Here is a 13,375-nt window from a genome sequence, read left to right as displayed (position 1 = left end):
ACTAGTACACTTGTGCTAATCGACCCCTCCCCCCTGCGGCGCTATATTCCCCGGCACTTCCAGCGCTCCTCCGGCACCGTGCATTTCTTGCGCGTGGGCGCGTTGTGCGCTGGAAAAACCATAACAACCCCAAGGAAGAAGCACCATGAAACTGCAATCCTCCGTTACCCGCCTCACCCTGTTGGGCGCCCTGATCATCGGCGTCGCCGGCTGCAGCAACATCAAACCTACCGAAGATCACCTCAAGACGCTGTCGGAGACCAACCTGGGCGAACCGGTCAAGCGTATTTCCAATGTGCGCAGCGACTCGATGACCACCTACTACGTCGCCAGTGCCGCCTCCGGCGAGTACAACTGCTCAGTGCCCAGCGGTGCCAGCGGCGGCATGTTCGCCGTGGCCAGCTTTGGCATGATGAAGCCTGCGGCCTACTGCCAACCCAAAGGTGCACGCGGCAACGCACTGCAGGGATTCACCCAGTAACCGCCTGCTGGCTCAGGTCCCGCAGGGTGCCGCGCAGTTCGGCGGGACGCACCGGCTTGGAGAGAATGGCGATCCGGCGGTCGTGCAAGGCGGCCTGGATTCTCTCCACGTCATGCCCGGTGAGAATCAGCGCAGGAACGGCCCAGCCGCGTTGCTCGCGCAGGGCATCGATGCATTCGATACCGGTGGCGTGGTTACCCAGGTCGTAGTCGGCGACGATGATGTCGCAGTCACTGACCAGGTCGCGCCCCGACGACTCAGCCTGCACCTCGCAACCCCAGCGCTCCAGCAGCGCCTGGGTGGCGAGCAGTACGTTATGGTCGTCTTCAACCAGGCACACCTTCAAACCGGTCAATAGCCCGGCCTGGCGCGTGTCGTCGCGCGGTGCCGTGGCACGTGGCGCAGAGGCCAGGGTCAAGCCATACAGGCTTACAGAAGTACCATGGCCCACCCGTGAGCGCAGGCCTACTTGCACCCCCATCAACTGCCCCAGGCGCTTGACGATGGACAGCCCCAGGCCTACGCCTTCAACGTCTTTGTCACGCAGGTGGCGTACCCGATAAAACTCCTCGAAGACTTTTGACAGATGCTCCTCGGCAATCCCCCGCCCCCGGTCATGAATCTCCACCGCCAAGCCGCCGTCGCGAATGCGCACGCCAATGAGCACCGGGCGTTGCGCACCGTATTTGAAGCAATTGGACAGCACGTTCTGCACCATCGTCGCCAACAGCGCCGGGTCGACCAGCACCCAGTGCGCGCAAGGCCGCAGGCGCAACTCCACCCCGGCCCAACGCGCGGCCTCGGCGTTCTGGCGCACCAAGTCGGCAAGGAACTCGCCCAGGTGCACCGCCTGGTACTTAGGCAACAGGCGGCCGTTGTCGAGGGTGTAGAGGTCGAGAATCGAGCGGAACAATTGCGACACGTTCAGCAGCGAACGGTCGATGTTATCCACCAGGCGCCGCTCTTCATCGCCCAGCCGGGCTTCGCGCAGGCACGCGGTGAACAGGCCGATGGAGTGGATGGGTTGGCGCAAATCATGGCTGGCCTGGGCGAGGAAACGGGATTTTTCCAGGTTGGCGGCGATGGCTTGCTCGGATGCCTTGCGCGTGCGCTCCAACAGAATATGCGCGTACACCGGGATCACCGTGCTGGTGATCATCAGCATCAGCACCATGAAAGGCTGTGCCTGCCACACCGGCGTGAGCCGATACACCACCAGCAGCGCCAGCAACGCCAATGCCGTGGCAATCGCCAGGTAGCGCGAGCCATAGCGCATGCCATTGCCCAGGTTGACCCAGACCATCACCGCATACAGTGGCAACGCCGCTTCGCCGCCCACCACCATGCCGAACGAGGTGCCGGTGTAGTCGTGGAGCATCCCGAAGATCCGCCGCGCCGGGTAATGCCCGGGCCAACGTGCGATCACCTGGCGCAACACGATGGAGGCGAGCAGGAACAGGACGATATACAGGATCACCGGCAGGTAGGTGTCCATCGATTGTCCGGGCAGAAAGCCCAGTGCGGTGATGTACACGACAGCGATGGTGGCCACCACAATGCGCAGGTTGGCCTGGTCGAGTTCGGAGTTGGTCTCAAGACTCATGGGTTACGTCCTTGTGCGGCAATCAACAAATCCGTCATGCGCCACAGGCAGGCCCTGGGCGCGGTGGTAAGGTAGCATGCAACGGCATAACCCTGCCCCAGGGAGGAGCACCCCAATGACCGGCCGTATCATCATCGCCGATGACCACCCGATGTTCCGCGAAGGCATGCTGCGCACCGTGCAGCGCCTGCTACCGCACGCCCAGGTGCAGGAAGCCGGCGACCTCGACAGCGTGCTTGCGTTGATCCGCGAAGGCGGCGATATCGACACGCTGATCCTCGACCTGCGCTTCCCCGGCCTGACCTGCATGAGCCAACTGGTCGAACTGCGCCGGCAATTACGGCGCACCACGCTGATCGTGGTGTCGATGGTGGACGACCCGGCGTTGATCGACCAGGTGATGGCCCTGGGCGCGGACGGCTTCATCGGCAAGAACATCGCCCCCGACGAGATCGGCCAGGCGCTGCTGGCGATCCGCGACGGTGAAGTACTGGTCAAGTTCGCCCCATCCGGCCTGTTGCCCCTGGACACCCACACCCTCACCGCTCGCCAGCAAGACGTGCTGCGCCTGATCGCCCAGGGCAAGACCAACAAGGAAATCGCCAAGGCCCTGGCTATCTCGCCGTTCACCGTGCGCATCCATGTGTCGTCGCTGTTGCGCACCCTGGATGTGCCCTCCCGGGCGGCGGCCGCGGTGAAGTATTCCGGGGAGTTCTAGGCGTTTTCATCGCCGGGGCGGGTGAAGGAATAGCGGTCGATGTCAGTGCGCAGCGTCCAGCCCTGACCCTGCCAATAATGGGCGGCACGGGTGTTGGTCTTGAACACATCGAGGTGGCACTTGTGGATGCCCAATTGCGCCAGCACGTCGAGGCAACGTTGCGTCAGCGCCTGTGCGATGCCCTGGCGGCGATAGTCCGGCAGTACCAGCAAATGCTGCAGGTAACCACGGCGCCCATCGTGGCCGCACATCACGCAGGCGATCAACTGGCCTTCGGCTTCGGCCACAAAACTCATGCCGGGGTTGCGTCCCAGATAGCGCTCGGTGGCCTCGCGGGAGTCGGCGTCGCGCAGGGAGATGCCGGGGGTATTTTGCATGAGGGCGAGAACGGCGTCGTAGTCGGCTGGGGTCATCACACGAAGGTTGAACATGGGCTGTGCCTGAGGTGAAGGGCCGATCAGATTGGCACACTTTTGTGACGCGCCCCAGCGCTCTGCATCCGATATTTATGCTCACTTCCCAGCTTAATAATATTTTATTTATAACCCCCCTCCCCCTAGCCTTGAAGTCATGCCAACGCTGAATCCAACTGCATTACGCAAGGACAGAGACATGACTGAAGCAATAACAAAAACAGACACCCTGGTGGTGGGCGCCGGTCAAGCTGGCGTGGCCATGAGTGAGCATCTGAGCAAGCAAGGCGTGCCCCACGTGGTGCTGGAGCGCAGCCGTATTGCCGAGCGCTGGCGCACCGGGCGTTGGGATTCGCTGGTGGCCAACGGGCCGGCCTGGCATGACCGGTTCCCCGGCCTGGAGTTCGACACGGTTGCCCCGGATGGCTTTGCCCCCAAGGAACGCGTGGCCGATTACTTTGAAGCCTATGCCCGCAAGTTCAATGCGCCGATCCGCACCGGCGTTGACGTGTTGTCGGTGGTCCGCAATGTCGGCCGCCCTGGCTTTACCGTGCACACCAGTGAAGGTGTGATCGAAGCCAACCGGGTAGTGGCAGCGACCGGGCCGTTCCAGAAGCCGGTGATCCCGGCCATCGCGCCCAACGACACCGCGCTGCACCAGATCCACTCCGCCGACTATCGCAACCCCGCGCAACTGCCAGCCGGCGCCGTGCTGGTGGTGGGTGCCGGTTCATCCGGCGTGCAGATTGCCGATGAATTGCAGCGCTCCGGGCGCCAGGTGTACCTCTCGGTCGGCGCCCACGACCGCCCGCCTCGCGCTTACCGCCACCGCGACTTCTGCTGGTGGCTGGGTGTACTGGGCGAGTGGGACCAGGCCGCCATGAAGCCCGGCCGCGAACACGTGACCATTGCGGTCAGCGGCGCACACGGAGGCAAGACCATCGACTTCCGCGAACTGGCCCAGCAAGGCATGACCCTGGTCGGCCTGACCCAAGCGTTCAATGGCAACGTTGCCACGTTCCAGCCGAACCTGGTGGAAAACCTCGCACGCGGCGATGAAAACTACCTGGCCCTGCTGGATGCCGCCGATGCCTACATCGAGCGCAACGGCCTGGACCTGCCGCTGGAGCCCGAAGCCCGTCACGTATTCCCCGACGCGGACTGCATCAAGAACCCGATCCTGGAACTGGACTTGGCCAAGGCCGGCGTCACCTCGATCATCTGGGCCACCGGTTTTGCGGTGGACTACAGCTGGTTGAACGTGGCGGCCTTCGACGCCGCCGGCAAACCCCAGCACCAGCGCGGCGTGTCCAGCGAGGCCGGGATCTACTTCCTGGGCCTGCCGTGGCAGTCACGCCGTGGCTCGTCGTTTATCTGGGGTGTGTGGCACGACGCCAAGTACGTCGCCGACCACATCGCCATCCAGCGCCAATACCTTGAATACCGCGAAGCCGCCCCGGTGGCTCGCCCATCCCCTGTCAGCGCCTGATCACTTTATTGCCGGAGTTTTTTTGATGCCTACTCATACTCGTATCCGCATGTTCAACACCAAGGAAACCTACCCCAACCAGAGCCTGGACAACGACCTGTGCCAGGCCGTGCGCGCCGGCAATACCGTGTATGTACGCGGCCAGGTCGGCACCGATTTCGACGGCAACCTGATCGGCCTTGGCGACCCGCGCGCCCAGGCCGAGCAAGCGATGAAAAACGTCAAGCAACTGCTGGAAGAAGCCGGCAGCGACCTCAGCCATATCGTCAAGACCACCACCTACCTCATCGACCCGCGCTACCGCGAGCCGGTGTATCAGGAAGTCGGCAAGTGGCTCAAGGGCGTGTTCCCGATCTCCACCGGGCTGGTGGTGTCGGCCCTCGGCCAGCCGCAGTGGTTGATGGAAATCGATGTGATCGCCGTTATCCCCGAGTAAGGAGCCGCACATGACCTTTTCAATCGTCGGCCGGTGCGCCGAAACCGGCCAACTGGGCATTGCCATCAGCTCGTCGAGCATCGCGGTGGGCGCCCGCTGCCCGTGGCTGCGCCCAGGCGTGGGTGCCGTGTCGACCCAGAACATCACGCTGCCGGCCCTGGGCCCAGACGTGCTCGACCTGTTGGAACAAGGCCGGCCCCCCGCCGAGGCCATCGACACGGCCCTGACCCGCAACGGCTACAGCCAGTACCGGCAACTGACGGCGATTGATCACCTGGGGCGTAGCGTGCATTTCAGCGGCAGCGAAACCCTCGGCACCCACCATGCCGTGTCGGGTGAACAGTGCGTGGCGGCGGGCAATATGCTTGCCGACCGTGCGGTGATCGAGGCCATGGTCAGTGCCTTCGAACAAGGCGAAGGCCAGTTGGCGGACCGGTTGCTGGCGGCCATGCACGCCGCCATTGCCGCCGGTGGCGAAGCGGGCCCGGTGCATTCCGCCGCGCTGGTGGTGGTGGGCGAACTGACCTGGCCGATCATCAATTTGCGGGTTGATTGGGCCGATGAACAACCGATCCTTGAATTGCAAAAGCTGTGGGATGCCTATCGCCCGCAAGTGCAGGACTACATCGACCGCGCCCTCGCCCCGGACCGCTCGCCCGGCTACGGCGTAGCGGGAGACGACCGATGAGCAGCAGCCGCGAACTGCTGCAGACGCTGGTGGGGTTCGACACCACCAGTCGCGAGTCAAACCTGCAACTGATCGAGTTTGTACGCGATTACCTGGCCGGTTTCGGGGTATCCAGCGAGTTGGTCTACAACGAAGATCGCAGCAAGGCCAATTTGTTTGCCAGCGTGGGCCCGGTTGAGTTGCCGGGGATGGTGCTGTCGGGACACACCGATGTGGTACCGGTGGACGGCCAGCCCTGGACCGTACCGCCGTTCGAGCTGACCGAACGCGACGGCAAGCTGTTCGGCCGCGGGACCGCCGACATGAAGGGTTATATCGCCTGCGTGTTGGCACTGGTGCCGGCGTTGGTCGCGGCGCCGTTGCGGATGCCGCTGCACATCGCACTGTCCTATGACGAAGAAGTCGGTTGCCTGGGCGTGCGTTCGTTACTTAAGGTGCTTGAAGAACGGCCAGTGAAACCCATGCTGTGCATCATCGGCGAACCCACCGAACTCAAGCCGGTGCTCGGCCACAAGGGCAAGTTGGCGATGCGCTGCGACGTGCATGGCGAGGCGTGCCATTCGGCCTATGCACCTTATGGAGTGAATGCGATCGAACACGCCGCCGAGTTGATCGGCGAGCTGGGACGGATCGGCCAGCGCCTGCGAGAAACACAGGATGCGCGCTTTGATCCACCGTTCAGCACGGTCCAGACCGGGGTGATCAGCGGCGGCAAGGCGCTGAATATCGTGCCGGCGGATTGCCGGTTTGATTTTGAAGTGCGTGCGTTGCCGTCACAGGACCCAGCCGAAGTGGCTGGCGAACTGAAGGCCTACGCCGAACAACACGTATTGCCGCGCATGCAGGCGGTGAGCGCGCAGAGTGCGATTCGCTTTACCGAGTTGTCGGCGTACCCCGGGTTGGTCACCGATGAGCGCAGCCAGGCGGCGGAGTTGATCGCCGCGTTTTCCGGCTCGCGGGCGTTCGGCACAGTGGCGTTTGGTACCGAGGGTGGGTTGTTTGACGCGGTGGGCATTCCCACGGTGGTGTGCGGGCCGGGGAGCATGGACCAGGGGCACAAGCCGGATGAGTTTGTGAGCCTGGAGCAACTGGCGGGGTGTGACGCCATGCTGGGGCGGATGCTGGACTCGATTCGCGCGTAGTTCACCGTTCCCCTGTAGGAGCCGGCTTGCCGGCGAAAAACGTGAGGGCGCCGCGTCTTATCTGGTTTCCCGCGTTATCGTTGACGACCATCGCCGGCAAGCCGGCTCCTACAAGGGTTGTGTCAGCCGAGCAGGCGGGCGAGTTCTTCGCGGCAGTAGTCGACGAAGAGCTGCACCGGTTTGGTCAGCGGCGCCCGCCGTAACCATACCGCTGACAAGCCTGAGCCGGTCACCGTCTCCGCCAGCGGCACACACGCCACCTTTTGCCCATCATAGGTGTACTCGGTGAACGGCTTGGTCACCAGAATCGAAAAGCCGAACCCCCGCCCCACCATGCCCCGCACCATCTCGATCGACGGCGAGCTGAACACGATATTCGGCGTCAGCCCGCGCTCTTCAAAGATGCTCACGAAGTAGGTCCGGCTGGGCAGTACGTCCAGCAGAATCATCGGCTCCAGCACCAGGTCTGCCAGCGACACCTTGGCTTGTTGCGCAAAGCGATGATCGGCTGGCAACAGCGCATAAGGTTGCTGCGGCGGCATCAACGGCGTGGTCTCGATGGTGGCGCCCAAGTCGTGCTCGAACAGCATGGCCACATCAATGCTGCCCGCCGTCAGCGCCTGCACCAGTTCCTGCTGTTCGCCATCACGAATACGGATCTCCACCCCCGGCCAACGCGCCTTGAAGCCGGCGATCAGGCGCGGCAGGTAGAGTGGCGCCACGGTTTCAAAGCAGCCGATATCGATCTGCCCGGCCACCACATCATTGTCCGCCAGGGCGTTTTGCTCGAACTCATGGGCCACCCGCAGCAGTTCCAGCGCTTTGCGATAAAACCGCGCGCCGCTGGGGGTGAGCGACACGCCCTGGGCGTGATGACGGATAAACAGCTGCACGCCAAAGCTGTCTTCGAGCTGCTTGATCGCCGTGGACACCGACGGCTGCGCGATATACAGCTTGCGCGACGCCTCGGCGACACTGCCGCACTCGGCCGTGGTGACGAAATATCTGAGTTGGCGCAGGTTATAGGCAGCCATCGGGGCCTCCAGAAACGTGGGACTTCGCCCGCAAAACAGGTGTAGGCAACATACCGGAGCGCGGCAAGGCGCGAGCTATATTTTTTAAGGTCTATAGCAACAAACTTACTAATTTACCTCCCCGCGCCCATTGCAGATCATCACACCAACAACAAAGCGCCACGCCGGTGGCGCACAGCGAAGTACGTCAACGTACTCACCTTGCCTTGGAGCTCGTCATGGTTACCACTGCAACATCCTCCGCCCCGCTTATCGAAAAACACACGATTGGATACGTGCCCCCGGAAGATCGCCATGGAAAGGTAAGAGACCTGTTCACCCTGTGGTTCGGCGGCAACATCGCGCCGTTGCCCATCGTCACGGGCGCACTGGGTGTGCAACTGTTTCACCTCAACCTGGTGTGGGGCATCGTCGCCATTCTTGTCGGCCACCTGGTCGGCGGCGTGCTGATGGCGCTGCACTCGGCCCAGGGCCCGCAGATGGGCATCCCGCAAATGATCCAGAGCCGCGCCCAGTTCGGCTCCCTCGGCGCCTTGCTGGTGGTGGTGATCGCCGGCGTCATGTACATCGGTTTTTTTGCCTCCAACATCGTGCTCGCGGGTAAATCCCTGCACGGCGTGGTCGACGCCGTGCCCGTACCGGTGGGCATCGTGATCGGTGCGATCGGTTCCGGGATCATCGGCATCATCGGCTACCGCTTCATCCACGTGCTCAACCGCATCGGCACCTGGGTGCTGGGCGCCGGGATCGTGCTGGGGTTCGGCTACATCTTCACCCACGTGCAGACCACGGACTTCCTGACGCGCGGTGAATTCAACATCGCAGGCGTGCTGGCGACCGTGTCGCTGGCGGCGTTGTGGCAGATCGCATTCGCGCCTTACGTCTCCGACTACTCGCGCTACCTGCCGGCCGATGTACCGGTTGCCTCCACGTTCTGGACCACCTACCTCGGCTCGGCGCTGGGCTCCAGCCTGTCGTTCATCTTCGGCGCCGTTGCCGTCCTCGCCACCCCGGTCGGCATGGACACCATGGACGCGGTCAAACTCGCCACCGGCGCCATCGGCCCATTGATGCTGGTGCTGTTCCTGCTCAGCGTGATCAGCCACAACGCCCTCAACCTGTATGGCGCCGTGCTGTCGATCATCACCCTGGTGCAGACCTTTGCGTACCGCTGGATTCCCACGGCAAAAAGCCGTGCAGTGATCTCGATCCTGGTGCTGGCAGCCTGCGCGATTGCGGCGGTGTTCGCCTCGAAAGACTTCATCGGCCACTTTGTCGACATGGTGCTGGTGTTGCTGGTGGTCCTGGTGCCGTGGACGGCGATCAACTTGATCGACTTCTACGCCATCCATAAGGGCAAGTACGACATTGCCTCGATCTTCCGCGTGGACGGCGGGATCTACGGCCGGTACAACCCGCAGGCGTTGTTGGCATATGGGATTGGGATTGTGGTGCAGATTCCGTTCATGAACACGCCCCTGTACGTGGGGCCGATTTCGGAACACATCAACGGCGCGGATTTGTCTTGGGTGGTGGGGTTGGTGGTGACGTCGCCGTTGTACTTCTGGTTGGCGAGTCGGGACAGTGCGTATAAGCGTCGGATGGACGGGGGGAAGTTGGTGGGAGGGGTTTGAGGCTCCTGCCTGCCGCGTTTAGAGCGTGATTGCAGAAACCACCCATACGCCGGCTTTAGGGCCGGGGCATGGGTGGTTTTTGCTGTTGGGATGAGGTTGAGGGTTTGCGTGTAACGCTGGTCTTGACCCTGTGGACTGAATGGACACTAATGCGACAGCCAATAATATGATTTAAAAGGATTTAGTGATGAGCCTTATTGATGATTTAAAGCGTCAATACCCGGGAGCCACTGCCTGGCCATTTGGTGACACTCCAGAAATGGCAGATGAGTTGGCCGACCGTGTCGCTAAAGGAATAAAAACAGCCACCTGCTGTTCACTGTCATCCTTCAAGGCAGAAGATGAATCACCCACTGTTGGCAGTTACAGCATCATCCTTAACAGCAGGAACGAACCTGTCTGTGTGGTCCGAGTTATTTCGATGCAAATCATTCGTTACTGCGACGTCGATCAAGCGTTCGCACAGAAGGAAGGCGAAGGCGATCTCAGCCTCAGGTACTGGAGGCAGGGCCATAAAGAATTTTTCCAACGAGAGGGCTCGTTCGATGAGGCAATGGAACTTGTGGCGGAAGAATTTGAGTTGGTGGACGTGCTGTAAACGATAAGGCGCTCTTGCCAACTCAACTGATGGCGGTGGGTCAGGCAAAAAAGTAGTCGCAATACCGGCGCCATCGCAGCCTCGCTAAAGCTCGACATCTCCTACAGGGAATACCGTTTCAGTGCCTGGCGTGTGATGTTTGTCTATCATGTGGCCTTTCGCTCAACGCCCCAGGAAACGCCCATGCCCGCCCTCACCTTCCGCAACGCCCTCCCCGCCGACGCCGCCCGTTGCTTTGAAATCGAAACCACCGCCTACGAAGGCGACGAAGCCGCGACTCTGGAGAAGATCGCCACGCGTATTGTGCAGTACCCGCAAGGCTTTCTGATCCTGGAGGCGGATGGCGCGGTGGTGGGTTTCATCAACTGCGGCTGCGCCCACAAGGTGGTGATGTCCGACGAGGCGTTCAAGGAGTTGGTGGGCCATTCGGCCGATGCGCCGAACGTGGTGATCATGTCGGTGGTGGTCGACCCGGCGCACCAGGGCAAGGGTTACTCCAGGCTGCTGATGACCGAATTTGTGCAGCGCATGCGGGCGATGGGCAAGCAGACGATTCACTTGATGTGCAAGCAGCAACACGTGCCGCTGTATGAGCGCATGGGGTACCAGTACGTGCAGCCGTCGCCGTCGGATCACGGTGGCATGGCGTGGCATGAGATGGAGATGGCGCTCTAGCAATGAACACACCGCACATCGAAATCAGCGACCAACCCAACCCCGACGCCGAGCGCATCTTGGGCAGCGGTCTCGCGGCCTTCAATGAAGCCATCACCGGCTACAACGATCGTTGCCTGCTGACGGTGCTGATCAAGGACCCCGACACCCGGCAGATCCTCGGCGGCATCACCGGTAAAACCACGCTGGGCACGGCGTTCCTCGACCTGTTCCACCTGCCCGATTCGCTGCGCGGGTCGGGCTTGGGCGGTCAGTTACTGCAAGCCTTCGAAGATGAGGCCCGGCGCCGGGGTTGCACAAACGCGGTGCTGTACACCCTCAGCTTCCAGGCTCCCGGGTTTTACGAGAAGCATGGCTGGGTACGCTTCGGCGAGATCCCGTGCGAGCCCGAAGGCAGCAGCCGGGTTTTTCTGTCCAAGGTGCTGTGACCTTCAGGGTTTTGCCAAACAACCCAGCAGCGCCGCGCGATGCTCCGCCGCGTGTAAATGTTGCCAGTGCAGGTTTGCCGCAGTAGGGTTTACCCCCGCCCAATGTACAGGAGCCCAGCATGAGCTTTTTTTCCGACCCCGATGCCGTCGCCCGTTACGCCGAAGGCCCGGTGCGCCTGGTGCCGGGCTTCGATGGCCTGCAACGCATGACCACCCTGCTGTTGCGCGAACGCGTGCCGGCCACGGGCAATGTGCTGGTGTTGGGCGCAGGCGGTGGCCTGGAGTTGAAGCGCTTTGCCGACGCGGAACCGGGCTGGCGTTTTGTGGGGGTAGACCCATCGGCCGAGATGCTGAAGCTGGCAGAGGCCACCCTGGGTCCGTTGAATGCGCGAACTCAATTGCACGAAGGCTATATCGACACGGCCCCGCCGGGACCTTTCGACGGCGCCACCTGCCTGCTGACCTTGCACTTCATCCCGGCCGAACAGCGCCTGCAAACCCTCAAGGCATTGTGGTTACGCCTGCTACCGGACGCGCCGTTGGTGGTGGCGCATCACAGCTTCCCGCAGGCGCCGGACGACAAGGCTCGCTGGCTGAAGCGCTACGCTGCGTTTGCAGTGGATTCGGGCGTGCCGGCAGCAGATGCTGAGCGGGCGATTGCGGCGATCAGTGAGAAATTGCCGGTGCTGTCACCCGAGGCTGATCAAGCCCTGATGACAGAAGCCGGGTTCGAGGGTGTCGAGTTGTTCTACGCCGGCTTCAGCTTTAAAGGCTGGGTGGGCTACAAGCCGCGCTAGCGGCTTTACCAACTCCCGGACGCTCCGCCGCCGCCACTGGAACCCCCGCCACCGGAAGAGCTGGAGCTGCTGGAACTGGAGCTGCTGGATCCCGAGCTCGACCCATCGCTCGACCCAGAGCCACCGCCGGTCTTGCCAAAGATGAACAGCGCCGCAAACGAGGCAATCGGGAACGCGTACAGCCAGCCGTTACGGCCGAGTTCCATCAACACCCCCGCCGCCACATACACCCCCACCGCTGCCGACAGCCGCGCGACAAACCCCACGCGACTTTGCTTCCAGGCGTCCTTCATGATCACCAGCAGCACCAGGTACAACCCCAGCACCACCAGCGCACCCAGCGGAAATACCAGCCAATGGATGAAGTTGACGTCGGCGTACTGACGATCAATCACCACCAACCCAAGGATGTACGCCAGCAGCCCGACGACGCAGTAAAACACCGAGCGTGCCATCCACAATGCGCCGAAGGTTGCGCCACCGATCAGCAGGGTCAACGGCATCACCAGCAAGAACACCAGCCAGTCGCGCCCTCCGCCCAGGATCGCGAGCAGCACGGTGGCCGCCACCGCGGCAATCAAGGCGCGGCGCCAGTGCAGCTTGCCGGCACTGATCAGCACACCGCCAATCGCGCCGATGACAAACGCCAGCAGTATTGCAATGAACTGGGGGTTGATCCCTGGCCCCGCGATCTTGGGCAGGTCACCACCGTCCACCAGCACCACCAGGTCGTTCACGCCCTGGGACACACCGCCCGCAAAATCCCCTTGGCGAAACGCCGGCGTGAGGTGTTCTTCGATAATGCGATGGGCCAGCAAATCCGTGACCGTGCCTTCCAGGCCGTAGCCGACTTCGATGCGCACCTTGCGGTCCTCTTTGGCCACCACCAGCAGGATGCCGTCATTGATGTCCTTGCGGCCCAGCTTCCAGGCGCGGAACAGCTGGTTGGCGTAATCCTCGATGCTCGCGCCGCCGGTGGTGGGCACCAGCAGCACGGCCACTTGCGAGCCTTTGCGCTGTTCAAGGTCGGCGAGTTGGTTTTTCAGACGGGTGGTGGTCGCGGCATCCAGGGTGTTGGTGAGGTCGATCACCCGCTGGTCGAGGGCCACGCCGATAGGCGAAGTGCCCGCCTGGGCGCTGCCCAGCAGGCCAAGCAACACCAGCGCTATCAGACTCAAGACGGATTGCCGCAAAATCGCCATCATGCTTTGTTACCTGAAATTTCTTCCTGAAGGCGGC

General features: G+C 62.3%; 15 protein-coding genes. 11 read left to right on the top strand and 4 right to left on the bottom strand.

Annotated elements, in window-relative coordinates; all coding sequences use genetic code 11:
- The first annotated feature begins 145 nt into the window (after positions 1-145).
- Positions 146-481 carry a hypothetical protein gene (locus AC0IYN_RS23500; RefSeq protein WP_406598514.1) on the top strand — a complete coding sequence of 112 codons (336 nt, stop codon included), beginning with the start codon at positions 146-148 and terminating at the stop codon, positions 479-481.
- On the opposite strand, the gene AC0IYN_RS23495 is transcribed toward AC0IYN_RS23500, so the two are convergent.
- Positions 471-2,084: an ATP-binding response regulator gene (locus AC0IYN_RS23495; RefSeq protein WP_406598513.1), complete on the bottom strand. Its 1,614-nt coding sequence runs from the start codon at positions 2,082-2,084 to the stop codon at positions 471-473. The genes AC0IYN_RS23500 and AC0IYN_RS23495 overlap by 11 nt on opposite strands.
- Before the next feature lie 115 nt (positions 2,085-2,199).
- Here AC0IYN_RS23495 and AC0IYN_RS23490 point away from each other — a divergent pair, with 115 nt between their 5' ends.
- Positions 2,200-2,802 carry a response regulator transcription factor gene (locus AC0IYN_RS23490; RefSeq protein ID WP_471843484.1) on the top strand — a complete coding sequence of 201 codons (603 nt, stop codon included), beginning with the start codon at positions 2,200-2,202 and terminating at the stop codon, positions 2,800-2,802.
- On the opposite strand, the gene AC0IYN_RS23485 is transcribed toward AC0IYN_RS23490, so the two are convergent.
- A complete protein-coding gene (locus AC0IYN_RS23485) occupies positions 2,799-3,233 on the bottom strand; it encodes a GNAT family N-acetyltransferase (protein ID WP_406598512.1) in 435 nt (144 codons plus the stop codon). The two genes, AC0IYN_RS23490 and AC0IYN_RS23485, sit on opposite strands and share 4 nt — an antisense overlap.
- Positions 3,234-3,372: 139 nt before the next feature.
- On the opposite strand from AC0IYN_RS23485, the gene AC0IYN_RS23480 reads away from it, so the two are divergent.
- The 4 genes from AC0IYN_RS23480 to argE are packed head-to-tail and all read left to right on the top strand — an operon-like array spanning position 3,373 to position 6,970.
- Positions 3,373-4,704: a flavin-containing monooxygenase gene (locus tag AC0IYN_RS23480; RefSeq protein ID WP_406598511.1), complete on the top strand. Its 1,332-nt coding sequence runs from the start codon at positions 3,373-3,375 to the stop codon at positions 4,702-4,704.
- Positions 4,705-4,729: 25 nt separating this feature from the next.
- Complete coding sequence (locus AC0IYN_RS23475) at positions 4,730-5,140, top strand: RidA family protein (RefSeq protein WP_003207327.1); 411 nt, start codon at positions 4,730-4,732, stop codon at positions 5,138-5,140.
- A 10-nt stretch (positions 5,141-5,150) separates the two neighbouring features.
- Positions 5,151-5,828: a DUF1028 domain-containing protein gene (locus AC0IYN_RS23470; RefSeq protein ID WP_457267203.1), complete on the top strand. Its 678-nt coding sequence runs from the start codon at positions 5,151-5,153 to the stop codon at positions 5,826-5,828.
- The gene (gene argE, locus AC0IYN_RS23465) at positions 5,825-6,970 is read left to right on the top strand and encodes an acetylornithine deacetylase (RefSeq protein WP_406598510.1); all 1,146 of its coding nucleotides are present in this window, start codon (positions 5,825-5,827) and stop codon (positions 6,968-6,970) included. Before AC0IYN_RS23470 ends, argE begins: the two co-directional genes overlap by 4 nt.
- A gap of 122 nt (positions 6,971-7,092) precedes the next feature.
- Here argE and AC0IYN_RS23460 read toward each other — a convergent pair whose 3' ends face one another.
- Complete coding sequence (locus tag AC0IYN_RS23460; RefSeq protein ID WP_065907639.1) at positions 7,093-8,004, bottom strand: LysR substrate-binding domain-containing protein; 912 nt, start codon at positions 8,002-8,004, stop codon at positions 7,093-7,095.
- A 218-nt stretch (positions 8,005-8,222) separates the two neighbouring features.
- Here AC0IYN_RS23460 and AC0IYN_RS23455 point away from each other — a divergent pair, with 218 nt between their 5' ends.
- From AC0IYN_RS23455 to AC0IYN_RS23435, 5 genes are all read left to right on the top strand, one after another.
- Positions 8,223-9,638 carry a purine-cytosine permease family protein gene (locus tag AC0IYN_RS23455; RefSeq protein WP_457238907.1) on the top strand — a complete coding sequence of 472 codons (1,416 nt, stop codon included), beginning with the start codon at positions 8,223-8,225 and terminating at the stop codon, positions 9,636-9,638.
- A gap of 187 nt (positions 9,639-9,825) precedes the next feature.
- Positions 9,826-10,236: an ASCH domain-containing protein gene (locus AC0IYN_RS23450; protein WP_471843478.1), complete on the top strand. Its 411-nt coding sequence runs from the start codon at positions 9,826-9,828 to the stop codon at positions 10,234-10,236.
- A 183-nt stretch (positions 10,237-10,419) separates the two neighbouring features.
- Positions 10,420-10,911 carry a GNAT family N-acetyltransferase gene (locus tag AC0IYN_RS23445; protein WP_471843476.1) on the top strand — a complete coding sequence of 164 codons (492 nt, stop codon included), beginning with the start codon at positions 10,420-10,422 and terminating at the stop codon, positions 10,909-10,911.
- A 2-nt stretch (positions 10,912-10,913) separates the two neighbouring features.
- Positions 10,914-11,339 carry a GNAT family N-acetyltransferase gene (locus AC0IYN_RS23440; protein ID WP_471843474.1) on the top strand — a complete coding sequence of 142 codons (426 nt, stop codon included), beginning with the start codon at positions 10,914-10,916 and terminating at the stop codon, positions 11,337-11,339.
- Positions 11,340-11,458: 119 nt separating this feature from the next.
- Positions 11,459-12,136 (top strand): class I SAM-dependent methyltransferase, encoded by a 678-nt coding sequence (locus AC0IYN_RS23435; RefSeq protein ID WP_471843472.1) that lies wholly within the window; start codon positions 11,459-11,461, stop codon positions 12,134-12,136.
- 5 nt (positions 12,137-12,141) lie between these two features.
- Here the strand turns inward: AC0IYN_RS23435 and AC0IYN_RS23430 are convergent, their stop codons facing one another.
- On the bottom strand, positions 12,142-13,341 hold the full coding sequence (locus AC0IYN_RS23430) for a TPM domain-containing protein (protein ID WP_471843470.1): 1,200 nt from the start codon (positions 13,339-13,341) through the stop codon (positions 12,142-12,144).
- Between the last annotated feature and the right edge of the window lie 34 nt (positions 13,342-13,375).

This window comes from Pseudomonas sp. AC112, from assembly GCF_979253545.1.
This window is presented reverse-complemented; position numbering and strand designations above follow the sequence as displayed.

Excerpts from the sequence above, each read along its gene's own strand:
- AC0IYN_RS23500 (WP_406598514.1), top strand. The coding sequence starts at position 146 with ATGAAACTGCAATCCTCCGTTACCCGCCTCACCCTGTTGGGCGCCCTG.
- AC0IYN_RS23495 (WP_406598513.1), bottom strand. The coding sequence starts at position 2,084 with ATGAGTCTTGAGACCAACTCCGAACTCGACCAGGCCAACCTGCGCATT.
- AC0IYN_RS23490 (WP_471843484.1), top strand. The coding sequence starts at position 2,200 with ATGACCGGCCGTATCATCATCGCCGATGACCACCCGATGTTCCGCGAA.
- AC0IYN_RS23485 (WP_406598512.1), bottom strand. The coding sequence starts at position 3,233 with ATGTTCAACCTTCGTGTGATGACCCCAGCCGACTACGACGCCGTTCTC.
- AC0IYN_RS23480 (WP_406598511.1), top strand. The coding sequence starts at position 3,373 with ATGCCAACGCTGAATCCAACTGCATTACGCAAGGACAGAGACATGACT.
- AC0IYN_RS23475 (WP_003207327.1), top strand. The coding sequence starts at position 4,730 with ATGCCTACTCATACTCGTATCCGCATGTTCAACACCAAGGAAACCTAC.
- AC0IYN_RS23470 (WP_457267203.1), top strand. The coding sequence starts at position 5,151 with ATGACCTTTTCAATCGTCGGCCGGTGCGCCGAAACCGGCCAACTGGGC.
- argE (WP_406598510.1), top strand. The coding sequence starts at position 5,825 with ATGAGCAGCAGCCGCGAACTGCTGCAGACGCTGGTGGGGTTCGACACC.
- AC0IYN_RS23460 (WP_065907639.1), bottom strand. The coding sequence starts at position 8,004 with ATGGCTGCCTATAACCTGCGCCAACTCAGATATTTCGTCACCACGGCC.
- AC0IYN_RS23455 (WP_457238907.1), top strand. The coding sequence starts at position 8,223 with ATGGTTACCACTGCAACATCCTCCGCCCCGCTTATCGAAAAACACACG.
- AC0IYN_RS23450 (WP_471843478.1), top strand. The coding sequence starts at position 9,826 with ATGAGCCTTATTGATGATTTAAAGCGTCAATACCCGGGAGCCACTGCC.
- AC0IYN_RS23445 (WP_471843476.1), top strand. The coding sequence starts at position 10,420 with ATGCCCGCCCTCACCTTCCGCAACGCCCTCCCCGCCGACGCCGCCCGT.
- AC0IYN_RS23440 (WP_471843474.1), top strand. The coding sequence starts at position 10,914 with ATGAACACACCGCACATCGAAATCAGCGACCAACCCAACCCCGACGCC.
- AC0IYN_RS23435 (WP_471843472.1), top strand. The coding sequence starts at position 11,459 with ATGAGCTTTTTTTCCGACCCCGATGCCGTCGCCCGTTACGCCGAAGGC.
- AC0IYN_RS23430 (WP_471843470.1), bottom strand. The coding sequence starts at position 13,341 with ATGATGGCGATTTTGCGGCAATCCGTCTTGAGTCTGATAGCGCTGGTG.